Origin of the sequence: Mucilaginibacter sp. L3T2-6 (genome assembly GCF_030519355.1) — a bacterium.
In the GTDB taxonomy this organism is placed as follows: domain Bacteria; phylum Bacteroidota; class Bacteroidia; order Sphingobacteriales; family Sphingobacteriaceae; genus Mucilaginibacter.
Genome location: NZ_JAUMKC010000001.1, coordinates 365,567 through 382,359 on the forward strand (window position 1 = coordinate 365,567; position 16,793 = coordinate 382,359).

17 protein-coding genes are annotated in these 16,793 nt (G+C 43.0%); 16 read left to right on the top strand and 1 reads right to left on the bottom strand.

Features of this window, described 5'->3' with window-relative positions:
- Position 1 precedes the first annotated feature (1 nt).
- From Q3W13_RS01660 to Q3W13_RS01710, 11 genes are all read left to right on the top strand, one after another.
- Positions 2-991 (top strand): DUF6427 family protein, encoded by a 990-nt coding sequence (locus Q3W13_RS01660; RefSeq protein WP_302860822.1) that lies wholly within the window; start codon positions 2-4, stop codon positions 989-991.
- A 68-nt stretch (positions 992-1,059) separates the two neighbouring features.
- Entirely contained in the window at positions 1,060-1,749 is a 690-nt protein-coding gene (purQ, locus tag Q3W13_RS01665) for a phosphoribosylformylglycinamidine synthase subunit PurQ (protein ID WP_302860824.1), read from the top strand.
- Between the two features lie 68 nt (positions 1,750-1,817).
- The gene (locus Q3W13_RS01670) at positions 1,818-2,564 is read left to right on the top strand and encodes a type III pantothenate kinase (RefSeq protein WP_302860827.1); all 747 of its coding nucleotides are present in this window, start codon (positions 1,818-1,820) and stop codon (positions 2,562-2,564) included.
- Positions 2,557-3,900, top strand: coding sequence for a hypothetical protein (locus tag Q3W13_RS01675; protein ID WP_302860828.1), 1,344 nt, complete (start codon positions 2,557-2,559; stop codon positions 3,898-3,900). Before Q3W13_RS01670 ends, Q3W13_RS01675 begins: the two co-directional genes overlap by 8 nt.
- Before the next feature lie 86 nt (positions 3,901-3,986).
- Positions 3,987-4,571, top strand: coding sequence for an LPS export ABC transporter periplasmic protein LptC (gene lptC, locus Q3W13_RS01680; protein WP_302860829.1), 585 nt, complete (start codon positions 3,987-3,989; stop codon positions 4,569-4,571).
- 200 nt (positions 4,572-4,771) lie between these two features.
- Positions 4,772-6,871 carry a SurA N-terminal domain-containing protein gene (locus Q3W13_RS01685; RefSeq protein ID WP_302860830.1) on the top strand — a complete coding sequence of 700 codons (2,100 nt, stop codon included), beginning with the start codon at positions 4,772-4,774 and terminating at the stop codon, positions 6,869-6,871.
- Positions 6,872-7,002: 131 nt separating this feature from the next.
- Complete coding sequence (locus Q3W13_RS01690; RefSeq protein WP_302860831.1) at positions 7,003-7,203, top strand: DUF2683 family protein; 201 nt, start codon at positions 7,003-7,005, stop codon at positions 7,201-7,203.
- Positions 7,194-7,400 carry a Txe/YoeB family addiction module toxin gene (locus Q3W13_RS01695; RefSeq protein WP_317567056.1) on the top strand — a complete coding sequence of 69 codons (207 nt, stop codon included), beginning with the start codon at positions 7,194-7,196 and terminating at the stop codon, positions 7,398-7,400. Before Q3W13_RS01690 ends, Q3W13_RS01695 begins: the two co-directional genes overlap by 10 nt.
- Before the next feature lie 95 nt (positions 7,401-7,495).
- Complete coding sequence (locus tag Q3W13_RS01700; protein ID WP_302860833.1) at positions 7,496-8,011, top strand: DUF2480 family protein; 516 nt, start codon at positions 7,496-7,498, stop codon at positions 8,009-8,011.
- Positions 8,012-8,190: 179 nt separating this feature from the next.
- The gene (locus tag Q3W13_RS01705; RefSeq protein ID WP_302860835.1) at positions 8,191-8,976 is read left to right on the top strand and encodes a DUF3108 domain-containing protein; all 786 of its coding nucleotides are present in this window, start codon (positions 8,191-8,193) and stop codon (positions 8,974-8,976) included.
- A 2-nt stretch (positions 8,977-8,978) separates the two neighbouring features.
- Positions 8,979-9,542, top strand: coding sequence for a DUF3109 family protein (locus Q3W13_RS01710; protein ID WP_302860837.1), 564 nt, complete (start codon positions 8,979-8,981; stop codon positions 9,540-9,542).
- 79 nt (positions 9,543-9,621) lie between these two features.
- Here Q3W13_RS01710 and upp read toward each other — a convergent pair whose 3' ends face one another.
- Positions 9,622-10,266 (bottom strand): uracil phosphoribosyltransferase, encoded by a 645-nt coding sequence (upp, locus tag Q3W13_RS01715; RefSeq protein WP_302860839.1) that lies wholly within the window; start codon positions 10,264-10,266, stop codon positions 9,622-9,624.
- A gap of 226 nt (positions 10,267-10,492) precedes the next feature.
- Between upp and uvrB the strand changes: the two genes are divergently transcribed.
- From uvrB to Q3W13_RS01740, 5 genes are all read left to right on the top strand, one after another.
- A complete protein-coding gene (uvrB, locus tag Q3W13_RS01720) occupies positions 10,493-12,523 on the top strand; it encodes an excinuclease ABC subunit UvrB (RefSeq protein ID WP_302860841.1) in 2,031 nt (676 codons plus the stop codon).
- A gap of 82 nt (positions 12,524-12,605) precedes the next feature.
- Entirely contained in the window at positions 12,606-13,193 is a 588-nt protein-coding gene (locus tag Q3W13_RS01725; RefSeq protein ID WP_302860842.1) for a Uma2 family endonuclease, read from the top strand.
- A gap of 121 nt (positions 13,194-13,314) precedes the next feature.
- Positions 13,315-13,596, top strand: a complete 282-nt coding sequence (locus Q3W13_RS01730; protein WP_302860843.1) for a DUF4834 family protein — start codon at positions 13,315-13,317, stop codon at positions 13,594-13,596.
- Positions 13,596-13,886 carry a hypothetical protein gene (locus tag Q3W13_RS01735; RefSeq protein WP_302860844.1) on the top strand — a complete coding sequence of 97 codons (291 nt, stop codon included), beginning with the start codon at positions 13,596-13,598 and terminating at the stop codon, positions 13,884-13,886. Before Q3W13_RS01730 ends, Q3W13_RS01735 begins: the two co-directional genes overlap by 1 nt.
- Before the next feature lie 99 nt (positions 13,887-13,985).
- A complete protein-coding gene (locus tag Q3W13_RS01740) occupies positions 13,986-16,487 on the top strand; it encodes a YfhO family protein (protein ID WP_302860846.1) in 2,502 nt (833 codons plus the stop codon).
- Positions 16,488-16,793 lie beyond the last annotated feature (306 nt).

A 16,793-nucleotide genomic window follows, 5' to 3' on the forward strand; every position in this document is an offset into this window, starting at 1 on the left:
AATGGTCAGTTTTTTTAAGGCGCTAAATCCGCTTAATATTTTATGGCTCGCATTAATATTGTTCATATCACGGATAGGGTATTTGCTGAACGCGCCGGATAAAACAGAATTTGCATTTTCCGAGGCTTTCGCAAGGTTATTAATTGCTCCCGGCACTTACCTCAATCCGGCATCAACCAGTCTGAACATCCTGCTGGCAGCCGCATTTGTATTTATACAAGCCCTTTTATTGAACCACCTGGTCAATCACTTTAATTTATTGGGTAAGCCTACCTTTTTACCGGCTTTGATGTATATCACCGCATCGGCATTATTTAAGTCTTTTTTGGTACTGAGTCCGCCGTTGCTTTGCAATTTTCTGGTGATTTGGATGCTGTTTAAACTGTTCAGGCTATATAAAAGCAACGATGCTAAGGCATCCGCGTTTGATTTAGGTATGATAGTGGCGATCGGGTCGGTAATTTACCTGCCTTTTATTTACTTTTTTTTAGCGGTTTGGGTGGCATTGTTCCTGTTCAGGCCACTTAACTGGCGCGAGATAGTGGCAAGCATAATCGGCTATGTCACCATATTTTTCTTTTTAGCGGTTTACTATTTTCTAAGCGATAGTTTAAGCCGGTTTTCGGAAATATGGCTGCCGCTGGGCACGAAATTTCCGGATAAAATTGATATTCACTATTACAATTACCTGGTGCTGGTCCCGGTTGTTGCTGTACTGGTACTTTGTTTTTTTAAGCTGCAGCAAAATTTCTTCAAAAGCTATGTGCAGGTCCGTAAATCTTTCCAGCTTTTATTTGTTATTTTCCTGATCGCAGGCCTTTCTTTCTATGTGAAAAAGCCATTCGATATCAATCACTTTTTATTGTGCACCATACCGTGCGCTGTATTTTTCGCTTATTATTTTCTGTATGCAAAAACCCGGTGGTTTTATGAATCGCTGTATTTGTTGCTGCTAATCAGCGTCATCTATTTTCAGTTTAACACTTTTTAACTTTTACATTCGTTCAAATCACGGCTGTTATGTTAGTTTTGTAACGTATTACACAAAAAATCAATTTAATGAAATTTGGAGTAGTTATATTTCCCGGTTCCAATTGCGATGAGGACATCATCTACGTATTGGAGAAAATAATGGGCCAGCAAGTGGTTCGTTTATGGCATAAGGACCATGACCTGCAGGGCGCTGACTTTATTGTTTTACCCGGTGGTTTTTCTTTTGGCGATTATCTGCGCTCAGGAGCTATTGCTCGTTTTTCGCCTATTATGACGGAAGTTATTCAATTCGCTGCAAAGGGCGGATACGTGCTGGGCATCTGCAATGGTTTCCAGGTATTAACAGAGTCCGGGCTGCTTCAGGGAGCCTTATTGCACAATGAAAACCGTAAGTTCATCTGCCGTAACATTTACATGAGAGCCCAGACGCAAAACTCACTGATCACTGCGCAAATAGATCCGGAAAGGGCGTTAAAAATACCTATCGCGCACGGCGAAGGCAATTACTTTGCCGATGCAGATGTGCTGAAATCGTTATATGATAACGACCAGGTGCTGTTTAAATATTGCGATGAATCAGGTATGATCACAAGTGAGGCAAATCCTAATGGTTCGCTGGATAATATTGCAGGTATAACCAATATTAAACGTAACGTATTCGGATTTATGCCACACCCTGAACGTGCATCAGATCCTCTTGTAGCTAACGAGGATGGATTGGCTATTTTTGAATCGATACTATCGCTGGTGTATTAGCCGATGGTGATTAGTTATGGCTTTTTTGGCGCTAACTAAAGACTGAAGCCCGGCTCAAGACCAACAACATGGAAGCAGCATTGGTTATCGATATTGGCAACACTTTTACAAAGATTGCTGTATTTGCCCAGGCTAAAGTACTTCATACAGAACAACATAAGCAGCCGGATGAAGGAATAATAAACAACATCCTGTCCGGTTATCCGGTAAAAAAGGCCATTATATCGTCGGTAAAGAAAGAAATAGAGGAATGGCAAAATGTATTGGCGAAAAAAATTAAGCTGATATATTTTAATACCGGGATGACAAGCGGCATAACCAATCACTACCTGACCCCTCAAACACTCGGCCTTGACAGGCTGGCAGCTGTAATCGGCGCGTATCACTTGTACCCTGGTAAAAGTAATATGGTAATTGATGGCGGCACCTGCATAACGTACGATTGGGTTGATGCAGCCGGAAATTATTTTGGCGGCAGTATATCGCCGGGGTTAAATATGCGTTATAAGGCATTGAATAATTATACCGCCGGGTTGCCGCTGGTTGAGGCCGATGAAACATTTGCTGCTATAAGCGGAAACGACACTAAATCGGCTATCTTATCAGGCGTGCAGAACGGGATAAAATACGAACTGGAAGGCTTTATTAAAAGCTATAAAAAAAAGGGGGAAGAGTTGAATATTGTGCTTACAGGGGGAGACAGCTATTTTTTTGATACGCTGTTAAAAAATAGCATCTTTGCCGCCTGTATTAAAATTGAGCCTCAACTGGTTCTTAAAGGATTAAACGCAGCCATACAAACTAATAATGATTAAATATACCAAGGTTTTTATACTACTATTACTCGCTGTTTCTGCCTTCAGGGCTAGTGCGCAAACAAATGCTACCACCAGCTCTCCTTATTCAAGGTATGGTTTGGGTGATATAGACCAGGCTGTTATGCCCCAGCAACGAGGCATGGGTAATATAGGCGCTGCCATTAACAAAATAAACAACTATAACACCATAAACGTACTCAACCCGGCTTCATACTCCGAAATAAACTATACTACATTTGATATCGGCGTTTACGGAAACTCAATAGGCTTAAGCCAAACAGGCCAAACCAGTACGCGAAATGGCAACTTTAGGTTAAGCCATGTAAACTTTGCAGTGCCGGTAAGCCGTCGGTCGGCCTTAAGTTTTGGTTTAATGCCTTACAGCGAAATGGGGTACAATTTTAAGCAGACAAGGCCTAATTTTGGCACCGGGCTACCAATTGATACCAGCCGTGTGAATTATCTCTATACCGGTGATGGCGGTTTGTCAAGGGCATATCTTGGTTACGGTTTTGGCTTCGGACCGCATTTCCGAATTGGCGCAAATGCATCGTATATTTTCGGTAACTTAATACAAAACAGCTCGACAGAGGTTATACAGCCAGACGGCACGCCGCTTTACGGCACATTGAATTCAAGAATAGAACAAAGCAGGAGCGTTGGCGGATTAAGCTATGACCTGGGTGTGCAATACTCTATCGATTGGGCCAATAGTACCAAACATGTCACTTTTGGTTATTCAACTTCGCTGGCAGGCAATGTCAGCAACCACGAGTCAAACGTAGTATACCATTATATCTATGATGCCAGCGGCAACCAGAAAACCCCTATCGATTCGGTTACCAACAGGCAGGATGCAAAAACGCTGATCAGATTGCCAAACATTAACCACTTTGGCGTATCGTACCAGTATGATAACCATTTTTTGGTTGGCGCCGATTTTACCATGGGCAACTGGAGCAATTTGAGCATAAATGGTGTTAACCAGGGTTTTCAGAACAGCAAAACGTATAGTATTGGCGGCCAGTATACGCCTAATAACAACGCGCTCAGAAATTACTTTCAGAGAATCGATTACCGTTTAGGCTTCATCTACGATCAAACTTACCTCAGCCTGAATAATACCAACGTTAACCGTACAGCAGTCACCCTGGGCCTGGGCCTGCCGCTGGCGCCATCACAAACGTTATCAACCTTTTACAAAATAAATGTTTCGGCGGAAATTGGAAAGCGCGGCACCCTTGATAATGGTTTGGTTAAGGAAAACTATGTAAATATTCACCTGGGCTTTACGCTTAACGATAAGTGGTTCCAGAAATACCAGTTCCATTAATAGCTATTACGCACGTTGGGAAGGGGAAGTAAATACTTGACTGAAGCCGGCTGCGTTATATAAATGGTTTCCGACGATTTTTACTCATGAAAGCTGTTCTCACAAAGATATTTATATACCTGCCGGCACTGTTTGCCGGCATGTTTCTTTTCAGCTCGTGCGAAAACTCGTTGAATGATATCAAGAAAATCTCATCACCAGAAGAGGATAAGCCTATATCACGGTCAACCGGCGTCGACGTGATCTACAGTGACTCCGCAAAGGTGAAGTTCCATCTGACGGCGCCAGTGATGGTTGATTACGAGGAGAACACACCGAAACCTTACAAAGAATTTCCGAAAGGCGTTAAGCTGGTTTTCTATAATGATGAGTTGAAAGAATCAGGAAATGTTGTTTCGGACTACGCCATTCAGCGCGAAAAGGAAAATATTGTTGAGTTCAGGAAAAATGTTGTAGCAACCAATGCTGACGGGCAGGTTTTTAAATCGGATGAACTGATTTATGATATGACAGCCCGGACATTTAAATCGTCCAAAGCAGTTGAGATAACCAGCCCGAATGGTGATATTGCGGAAGGGTTTGGTTTTGAAAGCAGCGAGAGTATGTATCCCTGGCGCATGGGAAATACTACAGGCTCATTTCACGTAGATGAGAAGGATATGGAGGAATAAAAATTCTGGATTGCCGGATTTTCAATGCCGGATCAATTGACATGTTTTTTTATAAAATCAGAGTCTTTCTGACTTCCGGATTTCCAAGATTTTAAACTAAAATTTATACAAAATTTTGTGTTATAGAATTTTACTAAAAATTGTATCTTGCGCCCTCTTTTTAGTAACATACAATAAAATTATAAGGTTATATGGGTATTATGGGTTTTTTGCGGGAACGGATGGGGAAGATTCTCGCAATTTCTATTGGTATTGCATTGTTTGCGTTCATCGTGGGTGAGGTTGGCAAGTCGGGCAGCTCGTTCTTCAGGGATGACCGTAACATGCTGGGCGAGGTTGGCGGCGAAAAGCTTGAATACGATAAGTTCAATAAATTATACGAGCAGCAAAGCAACCAGTTCAGGCAGCAGTCTCAACAGGCTACATTAACACCGCAGATCGCAGCTTATGTGCAGGAGTCGACCTGGAACAGCATGGTAAGCCAGATGATATTAAAAAAGGAAGTTGATAAGCTTGGCCTTGCGGTGGGCGATGATGAAGTTAACAACATGGTTAACGGCAATAATCCCGACCCTCAGATTGTACAGGCTTTCGGTAACCCTCAAACCGGAAAAATTGATGTAACCAGGTTTAATAATTTTAAAGCACAGTTAAACGCTTCAAAGGCGAATGACCCGATCAGGCAGCAATGGAACGATTTTATTGAAGCCCTGGGCACCAATAAACTGAGTCAGAAATACCTGTCGATCGTATCGAATGGCTTATATGTTAACTCGCTTGAAGCTAAAGAGAACTACCAGGCAAAAAACAAGCTGGTTAACTTTAAATATGTAACGCTTGATTATGCATCAGTTCCGGATAATAAAATTACTTTAACCGACGCTGATTACCAGGCTTATTATGATGAGCACAAAAATGAGTTTAAAACTCCGCAGGAGTTAAGAACATTCGATTATGTAAGCTTTAATGCTGCGCCGTCAAAAGATGATACGGCTGCCATAAAAAAGCAGGCTGATAAACTGGCTGCCGACTTCAAAGCCTCCACAAACGATTCATTGTTCGTACAGATCAATTCCGAAGATAAAGCCCCGCTTAAGTTTGTGCACAAAGGCCAGCTGGAGCCAAAACTGGATTCGGTAATGTTTACAGCTGCTAAAGGTTTTACCTACGGCCCGTACCTGAGCGGTAACAGCTATAAAATAGCAAAACTTGTTGATGCAGTGGTAGGCCCCGACTCTATAAAGGCGCGCCACATCCTTATCGATCCTACCGGTATAGGGCTTGAAAAAGCCAAAGCCAAGGCAGATTCCATAAAGAAACTGATACAGGGTGGCAAATCATTTGCTGAAATGTCGACCCAGTTTTCAGCTGATAAAGCAGCAGCAGCCAAAGGCGGCGACCTGGGTACTTTCGCCCGTGGTTTGATGGTGCCAGAGTTTGATGATCAGATCTTCACCGCTAAAAAAGGCGATTTGAAAGTTATTACTACCCAGTTTGGCGTACACATTGTCGATATTGAAGATGAAAAAGGTTCATCAAAGGTGGTTAAGGTTGCGGTAGTTGATGTTCCGTTAAAAGCAAGCAGCGCTACGCAAACTGCTGTTTACAGCAAAGCGCAGACGTTTTTAGCAAATCTGAATAAAGACAATTTTGATGCGGAAGCTAAAAAAGAAAAGCTGGCCGTAAAAACAGCCACAGATGTTACCGGTGTTGCGGCTACCATACCGGGTGTTGAAAGCGCCCGGGATATTGTAAAGTGGGCATACACTGCCGAGCCAGGCGACTTTTCTGAAAAAGTATTCATCACTGGTGACCAATACATTGTTGCACACCTGCTGAACGTTAAGCCCAAGGGCCAGTTATCGCTTGAGGCTGTTAAAAAGCAGATAGAGCCCATGGTTAAGAACATGGTAAAAGGCAAGCAGCTGACAGAAAAGTTACAAGCAGCCTTAAATGGTTCAGGAAATATCGACCAGGTGGCTCAAAAATCAGGCGCTAAGGTTGTGCCGGTTCAGAACATAGTTTTCGCAAACCCTATTATTCCCGGCCGAACAGCAGAATATAAGGTTATTGGTTCTGTATTCGGTTCGCAGCCAAACAAGCTTTCCAAGGTTATCGACGGTCAGCAAGGGGTATTTGTATTCAGTGTCGACAGCTTTATTAATCCGGCGCCACTTACCAATACCGTAAAAGAGAAAGAAACATTGGCGCAGGGCCTGCTGCAGCGTTCGCAATCGCAGGTGTTTGACGCACTGAAAGATAAGGCGAATGTAAAAGATTACAGGGCTAAGTTTTTATAAGAACTTTTTGAAGTAATTTTGTATCCGGGATGAGTTAATACTTGTCCCGGATTTTTTGTTTTAGCGACGCTCAGCAAGATAAAATCCTTTACTACAAACGCTTTGATAAAAAGAGTCCTAACTTTGTAATTATGGCAACTATAACGGTACACCCAAAATCAGAACAACAAGCCAGCCTTTTTGAGCAGTTGGCTATTGCGTTAAACGTTCCTTTTGAAAGAAAGGAACAAGATGCATACGACCCTGAATTTGTTGCTAAAATACTTGAGGGTAGTAAAGAGGTGGCGGACGGGAAGGGCACGAAAATCCGGCTGGAAGACTTATGGAAATAGTTTATTCCAGCCGTGCACTAAGTGATTTAGATTTTTGGAAAAAATCAGGTAACAAAAAGGTTCAAAAGAAAATCTACGACCTGATAGCCGATATCATTGAACATCCTTTTGAAGGTATCGGCAAGCCGGAGCCTCTAAAACATGCACTTTCCGGAAAGTGGTCAAGACGTATCAATAGCGAGCATAGATTAGTTTAGAAATATTGCCCATTAACGATATCGTTATTTTGAGTATTCTCTCTTTAAAAGGCCACTACGAAAAATAATACTGTATAGAGAAACGAAATAAAACAATGGAAATACAGGAAAATATCATAAATAAGGTTGCACAGAGCGGATTGGTAACGCTGGACCCTGCTGCATTTTATCCGCAAGGCGAAAGAGTTGTGTATGATATAAAGGATAATCTTTTTATGGAGCTTATTCTAAAAGAAAAGGATTTCAGGGAGTTTGTAAAGGGTCATGACTGGGCCCAATACCAGGATAAATATGTTGCGTTAACCTGCACAGCTGACGCTATTGTGCCTGCCTGGGCTTACATGCTGCTGGCGAACCGGCTCGCGCCTTATGCCAAAGAAGTCGTATTTGGTGATGCGGAGGTACTGGAAACCGTATTGTTTGTTAAAAGCGTTGCCGGCCTGGATGTTGAGCAATATCGTGACCAGCGCATAGTGATCAAAGGCTGCGGCGATATCCCGGTACCGGTATCTGCATACGTTGAGTTAACTAAAAAGCTTACGCCTGTTGTAAAAAGCCTGATGTTCGGAGAGCCGTGCTCAACCGTGCCGATTTATAAGAGAAAAGATTAAACAAAACACGGAAGGCTACCGGGTTTTAAAACTAAGTAAGCGTTAATGAGCAGATATTTATCTTGAAATTGTAATATTCATCTATAATAATTTACCTAACGCATAGTTTATAGTCAAAGCCTTAAATAACAATACATACAATTGATTGTAATTAAGAAACAGGCTAATAATCCTACCAGATGAATAAATACATTCTGACTTTACTTTCCCTTATATTTTTTACAGGTACATCATTAGGGCAGGAGAAAGAGATCACCTACCTGGGCGAACCGTCGTTTAAACCCGGAGAAGAGTTAAGCTATAAATTGAAATACGGATTTTTTACTGCTGCCGAAGCTGTGATAAGAGTGGGCGAAAGCGATAAAAAATTTGAAGGTAAGCCGGCTTACCATATCGTTGCCGATGCCAAAACGGCCGGTACTTTTGATTTTTTTTATAAGGTACGTAATCGCTACGAAACGTATGTGGATGAGAAGACACTGGAGCCATACTTTTATACCGAAAACCGTAAGGAGGCCAGCTACCGGCATACGGATAACGTAACCTTTGACCATAACACGGGAAAGATAACCGCCGCAAAGGGTGTCTATCCGTTTAAGGCCCCGACTTTCGACTTCTTATCAGCATATTACTTTGCACGAAGCATTGATATATCGAATATTAAAGTCGGGGATAAGTTTAAGCTGTATTATTTCCTGGAAGACGGGATACACTCAATGGAAATAACCTATTCAGGCAAAGAAAAAATGGATTGCTCAGTAGGCACGTTTAATTGTTTAAAGTTTAACCCTACAATTATCCCGGGCAGGGTGTTCCGTAAAAGCAGTAAGCTATATTTGTGGATTACTGATGATAAAAATCGCATACCTGTAAAAGCGCACGTTGAATTGATTGTCGGCAGCATAACGATGGATTTAACGGGAGCTAAAAATTTGAAGTTTCCGCTGAATCCCTTAAAAAAATAATAATGATAGAGGTTGGCACTGTATTACTGCACGAGGATGTAGTAAAAGAAAATTTTGTTTGTAACCTGAATAAGTGCAAGGGAGCCTGCTGCCTGGAAGGCGACTCTGGTGCGCCATTGGATGCAAATGAACTCGACATACTGAACGAAATCTACCCGAAAGTGAAACCCTTTATGACTGCCAAAGGCATAGCCACTGTTGAAAGGGAGGGTACCTATGTACAGGATTTTGAAGGCGATTACACCACGCCTTGCGTAGACAAAAATAAAGAATGCGCATACGTGATATTTGAGAATGGCATCACAAAATGCGCCATCGAGAAAGCATATGAGCATGGTGTTACCGACTGGAAAAAACCAATCTCATGCCATCTTTACCCCATCCGCATAACGAAATACCCTGAATTTGATGTGCTGAATTACGACCGGTGGAGCATCTGCAGCCCGGCTTGCACTTTTGGTAATGAATTAAAAGTACGTGTTTACGAATTTTTGAAGGCCCCGCTTATCCGCAAGTATGGCGAAGAGTGGTATGCTGAACTGGAAGATTTTGTGGACGGGATGTGAGCTGCTTTAGAAAAGATGTGCGAATGTGAGGGATATGCAAATGTGCTGATGCCTGTTTTTTAATTCGCATATCCGCATATCAAACCTTCTCACCATACGCTAAGTCCCCCGCGTCGCCCAGGCCAGGAACAATATAGGCCTTGCTGGTCATTTCCTCATCAACCGCACCAAGCCACAATTTGGCTTTGGGTAAATTGGCACGCACGTGGGCAATACCTTCAGTGCTGGCTATTACCGCAGCAATATGCAGCTCTTTGATTTTATATTGGGCTATCAGCTCTTTACAGACCTGTACGATGCTTTGTCCGGTAGCCAGCATGGTGTCGCACATGATAAATATCTTTCCATCCAGCTCCGGTGCAGAAATGTGGTCGACATTAATTATGAACGCGCCGGTTTTTTTAACCTTGCGGTATGCAGTGGCAAACAGCGACGCGGCATCTTCGAAATAATTCAGGAAACCCTGGTGAAACGGCAGACCGGCCCTCAGGATGGTGCCCAAAACCAACTCGCCAACGGGGAGATTGACATTGGCTGTTCCCAATGGCGTTTGTACCTCAAACTCGTCGTAATGTAATGACTTGCTCATCTCGTAAGCCAGTATCTCGCCAATCCGCGTAAGATTGGCACGAAAACGGGCTTTTTCCTGCTGGATACTAACATCGCGGAGCTCGGCCAAAAACTTATTGGCGATGGTGTTGGTTTGATTGAGGACGAAGACCATAGGCTAAAGATTAGAGGCTAGTTGATCAGAGATCAGTTATGAAAACAGAACAGCTATTGTATGACGCTTGTTTTGAGGATAAATCTACAAAATTTAGATTTTAAAATGATGCTGACATACAGTTGTCATTCTTGTTGCTTTGCTTTGAAACATGGACTGGAATTTGACACAAAGGACATTAACTATTCGCTAACCTCTGGCCGCTAATCATTAACTTTGTATATACATGGATTTTAAATTAACCTCTCAATATAAGCCCACCGGCGACCAGCCTGAAGCCATAAGACAGCTGGTTGAAGGCGTAAATAATGGCGACCCCTTTCAAACGTTACTTGGCGTAACAGGTTCAGGTAAAACGTTTACGATCGCCAATGTTATAGAGCAAACGCAAAAGCCCACATTGATACTAAGCCACAACAAAACGCTGGCTGCGCAGCTGTATGGCGAGTTTAAACAGTTTTTTCCGGAGAACGCAGTTAATTACTTCGTGTCTTACTACGACTACTATCAGCCTGAAGCATTCATCCCAACCACCAATACTTACATCGAAAAGGATTTGCAGATAAATGATGAGATCGAAAAGCTCCGCTTGCGCACAACCTCGGCGTTGATGTCGGGCCGGAGGGACGTGATCGTGGTATCGTCTATATCCTGTATTTACGGTATGGGTAACCCGGACGATTTTAAGGATTCGGTTTTTAAGTTTGCGGTAGGTACACGCATCAGCCGTAATGCATTCCTGCACCGGTTAGTAGAAATATTATATTCCAGGACCACTGCCGACTTTAAACGCGGGACATTCAGGGTTAAGGGCGATACGGTTGATATTTTTCCGGCTTATATGGATCATGCTTATCGTATTTCTTTCTTTGGGGATGATATAGAAGAGTTGTCAACTTTCGACGTCGGTACCGGCAAAACGCTGGAAAAGATGACCCATATGGTGCTTTACCCGGCCAACCTGTACGTGGCGCCGCGCGAGCGTTTTTTGCAATCAATATGGGCGATACAGGCCGAGCTGGAAACCCGCAAAAAGCAGTTTATAGATGATGGACGTTTCCTGGAAGCTAAACGATTGGAAGAACGCGTTAATTACGACCTGGAAATGATACGTGAACTGGGGTATTGCTCGGGTATCGAGAACTATTCGAGATTTTTTGATGGCCGTCAGCCCGGCGCAAGGCCATTCTGTTTATTGGATTATTTTCCTGATGATTACCTGATGGTGATTGACGAAAGCCATGTTACCGTGCCGCAGATCAGGGCGATGTATGGAGGTGACAGGTCGAGGAAAATATCGCTGGTAGACTATGGCTTCCGCCTGCCTGCAGCGCTGGATAACCGTCCGCTGAATTTCCAGGAGTTTGAACGGTTAGCCCCGCAGACTATTTATGTAAGTGCCACTCCCGGCGATTTTGAGCTGGAAAAATCAGGTGGTGTGGTAGTTGAGCAGGTGATACGTCCGACCGGTTTGCTCGACCCCGTGATTGACGTGCGCCCGGTTATAAACCAGGTAGACGACCTGTTAGAAGAGGTTGACAAGACCGTTAAGATGGGCGACCGCGTATTGGTGACCACCCTAACCAAACGCATGGCCGAAGAACTGGCCAAATACATGGACAGGCTGGGCATCAAATGCCGCTACATACACTCCGAGGTGAAAACCCTGGAAAGGGTGGAAATACTTCGCGGATTGCGGCTTGGCGTATTTGATGTGCTCATCGGTATTAACCTGTTACGGGAGGGATTAGACCTGCCGGAAGTGTCACTGGTGGCTATATTGGATGCCGACAAAGAAGGTTTTTTACGCAGCGAACGCTCTTTAATACAAACCATTGGGCGCGCCGCCCGTAACGACCGTGGAAGGGTGATTATGTACGCTGACACTATTACCGACAGTATGCAGATCACTATTGATGAAACCAACCGCCGCCGCGATATACAGATTGCCTATAATACCAAAAACGGCATAATACCGCTGACAGTTGGTAAATCGCGGGAGGAAATTATAGAACAGACTTCGGTTATGGACTTTAAGGGCGGAGTGCAGAAAGCTTATGTAGAGGAAACGGCCGTTAGTCTTGCTGCCGATCCGATCGTGGCCTATATGACCAAACCTGATTTGAAAAAATCGATAGAAAACACTAAAAAAGAAATGCTTGCCGCAGCGAAAAACATGGACTTCCTCCTTGCTGCCAAGCTACGAGACGAAATGTTTGCGCTGGAAAAAATGATGGAAGAGAAGTTTGAAAATTGACGTTTGTGCGAATGAATTTTATTTGCGACTAAGTAAAATCTCTGAATTCAATTGTAAATTTGAACTAATAGAAGAGTAAGCCATGCAGTTATCAGACCTTGATTTGACGAAAACCTACAGTTACGCGGATTACCTTCAATGGACTTTTGAAGATAGGCTGGAGCTGATTAAAGGCAAAATCTTTAAGATGACGCCTGCACCGGCATCTGTACATCAGCGCTTGTCGTGGGTAATATCAGGAGAACTTTACAATTATCTTAAAGGGAAAACCTGCAAAGCCTATGCTGCCCCTTTTGATGTAAGGTTACCACGAAAAGGTGTCAATGATGATAAGAAGATTTTTACTGTAGTTCAGCCGGATGTTTGTATTATTTGTGACCCTACAAAGATTGACGCACGCGGCTGTACCGGTGCGCCAGACATAATTATTGAAATACTCTCTCCTGGTAATAATCAAAAAGAAGTCCGGAATAAATATGAGGTTTACGAGGAATCGGGGATAAGGGAATATTGGTTAGTGTCGCCACAGGATAAAACATTTTTAATATATACGTTGGTTGATGGTCATTATCAGGCGTCAAGGCCATTAGCCGAAGGTGATATAGTAACTACCTCTATACTTCCCGGCTTCGAGCTTAGCCTGCAAACTGTGTTCGAAGAGATAAATTAGCTAATTATACGTTCTGCTGATGTAACAACCCCTATCACCTAAACGTCATAAAACCAGGCAAAATCAGATAAAAACAATTTTGCCGTTATAATATTATATTTGCAGACTTAACTGTGTAAAGATGTTCAGGATACTATTAGAATTCCTTTTAACCGTTATATTTATCTTATGGGTAATAAAGGCGCTTGTGCGTTTTTTGCTGCCCATGCTTTTTCAAAGTGTAGTAAATAAGGCGCAGGACCAATACCAAAACCAGCAGCAACAAAGCCAGCAGCGCAATTACCAGGGACAGAGCCCGCCTAAGCCGGATGGCAAAGTTAAGGTTGATTATGTCCCCGAAAACAATAAGCCCATACTGCCTGATACTGAAGGTGAATTTATTGACTACGAAGAAATAAAATAATGCTGACACAACAGGACGTTTTTAAACGACGGCCGGGACACAAAAACACGCCTGAAGCGATAAAATTGATTATCGCTAACTTTATAGTTATCTCCGCGGGCGAGGCTTTGTGTTTTAATCCTCATCATATCAGCTGGTTTTTCTGGGTAATTGTTGGCGGCCTGGTTGTTTATAATTTCTTTTCACTCCGCAAAAACCTGGAGGTTTACAGTAAAACCGATAAAATTACTTACCTCGTTAGTACCATTGTTATCGCAGCTTTGGTAGTGCTTGTTTATTTTTTCCAGTAAAGGATAACAGCCTCAACAATTCGCTTAAACAATAATTTACTTTCTCATTCTAATTTTTATTTTTGAGGAATTAATATTATCCCTTTTTATAAAACTTAGATGAACAATTGGTTTAAGCGGAACAGCATTCACTTTTTGATAGGTGCGATTTTCCTGGTGATATGCTTTATTTATTTTGCCCCGGCGTTCCAGGGTAAAACGTTGGGACAAATGGATGTGACGGGCGCGCAATCAACCCAAAAGGAAATTAATGATTACAGGGATAAAGGCATCACTATACTTTGGACCAACCAGATTTTTGGAGGTATGCCCGCCTTCCAGATATGGGCGCCATACTCCGACAATATTACTACTCATATCGTTTCGGCTTTAAAAGCCATATTTCCTAATCCGATCGACACCGTGCTCTTGCTGTTATTCGGCGGATATTTCCTGTTCATCGTCTTAAAATTAAAGCCGTGGCTTGCGGCGGCGGGGGCCATTGCCTTCACTTTTTCTTCGTATAATATAATTTTATTGTTGGCTGGTCACTCTAACCAGGTGTTTGCCATTGCCTTTTTTGCCCCCTTAATTGCTAGCATTATTCTTACACTTCGGGGTAAATATATTACCGGCGGCGCTTTAACTGCGCTGTTCCTGGCGATGGAGATACGTGCTAATCACGTTCAAATGACCTATTACCTGATGCTGGCCTTGCTTATCTTATTAGGCATTGAGCTATACCATGCCATAAAAGCAAAAGCAACCAAGCCATTTTTTAAGTCGCTGGCCTACCTTGGCGGCGCAGTGATTCTTGCGCTGGCAATCAATGCATCGCTACTGTGGAGCACCGGAGAATACGCTAAATACAGCTACAGGGGGCAATCAAACCTTACAAAAAACACAAAAGAACCAACAAGCGGTCTTGATAAAACCTATGCTTATGAGTGGAGCCAGGGCGTAGCCGAGTGCTTTACTTTTTTAGTGCCGAACGCCTACAGCTTCGGCTCGGGGCCGGAATCATTAGACCAGAATTCAGAAAGCGCTAAGGTTTTTTTAGATAAAGGCGCAAGCGAGCAGCAAGCGGTAGGAACGGTACAGCAAATTACATCCGGCATTCCCGGTCTGCAGCTTTACTGGGGTAACAAACCAGGCACTGCAGGGCCGTTTTATTTCGGGGCGATTGTGTGCTTCCTGTTTTTATTCGGTCTGCTTATCGTAAAGAACCGTTTAAAATGGTGGCTTCTGGCTTCCGTGGTGCTAACGATGCTGCTCTCTTTCGGCGGAAACTTCCCTTACGTTTCCGACTTATTCTTTAAGTATTTTCCGTTATATAACAAGTTTAGAACCGTTGAGTCGATATTGGCGGTTACGGCGCTGTGCTTCCCTATTCTAGGATTTTTAGCCGTGCAGGAGATTATTGATGCAGCCGATAAAGCAGTGATAATAAAAAAGCTAAAACTTGCCTTTTATATTACAGGTGGTTTATTATTAATATTAATCGCTGTGCCGGGCGTATTCCTTAGCTTTAAGTCAGAAGGGCATCAGCAGGCGATCACTTACCTTGCGCAGGCATTAAAAGGCGATAATGCCCTGGCGAATAGCTTCGCCAATGCGCTGGTGAAAGACAGGGAAAGCCTGGAGCGCGCAGATGCCATACGCTCTTTAATATTTGTTGTCCTTGCGTTTGGACTGGTATGGGCATTTATAAAACAGAAGGTTAATGTACTTGTGTTTTCAATCGGATTGCTGCTGTTAACAATGATTGATGTGTGGCAGGTTGACAAACGCTATCTGAAAGACGCCAACTTTGCTGATAAACTGGATAACCAGGTTAAACCTCGCGAGGTAGATACGTTTATAGCGCGTGACACTGATCCGGACTTCCGTGTATTTGATCTGACTGCTAATATTAAGTTCGACCAGTTTAACGGATTTTTTCATAAATCGATAAGTGGTTATTCGGCTGCGCGGTTGAAGCGCTACGATGAATTGATTGACGGGCAACTGTCACAAAATCCGCCAAACCACGATGTGCTGGACATGCTGAACACCAAGTATTTTATTACTACGGATAAAGAGCAAAATCTCACCATGATGGCGAATCCAACGGCTTGCGGACACGCCTGGTTTGTGAAGAGCATTAAATATGCAAAAAACGCCGATGAAGAAATGCAGGCTATCAGCAGCTTCTCGCCAAAAGACGAAGCCATTGTTGATCAGCGATATAAAAAGGTTATCGATGAAAAATTGCCTATATCGAGGGATACAAGCGGTACCATCACCTTAACCAGTTATAATCCTGACCACCTGGTATATCAGACAGGCTCAACCTCAAATGAGATTGCTGTATTCTCTGAAATATACTATGAAAAAGGCTGGAAGATGCTGATCGATGGCGTTGAAAAACCTTACTTCCGTGCTGACTACGTTTTGCGTGCCGCTCAGATACCGGTAGGTAATCACAAGGTTGAGTTTATCTTCCACCCCGCATCGTACTATACCGGCGAAAAGATATCGCTTGCAGGCTCGGTGTTGCTGATCCTGGCATTGGGCGGCGCGGCGTACACCGGTTGGAAGAAAAGAGAAAGAGAAGAAAAAAAGGCGCCAGCGAAAAAATAGCCGGAATCCGATTATAAATTAAGCACTTTAAGACTACCACAGTAACTTAACAGGTAGGCTTTAAAGTGCTTATCTATTAATAGGAGTGTTATATCTTCAGTGATGGCCTGGGAGATAAGCAACCGGTCGAAAGGATAGTTGTGGTGCTTAGGTAAGCTATAGAACGTCTTAAGATGAGTAAATGACATGTTCAGTTTTCATAGTCCCGGTCTAATATAAATTCTTCAATTTTCCATAATGCTGATTTACGAAATAACATTCTTTTGTTTCAAACACTGAAATAAGGCCGAAAGTTTATACCTTACA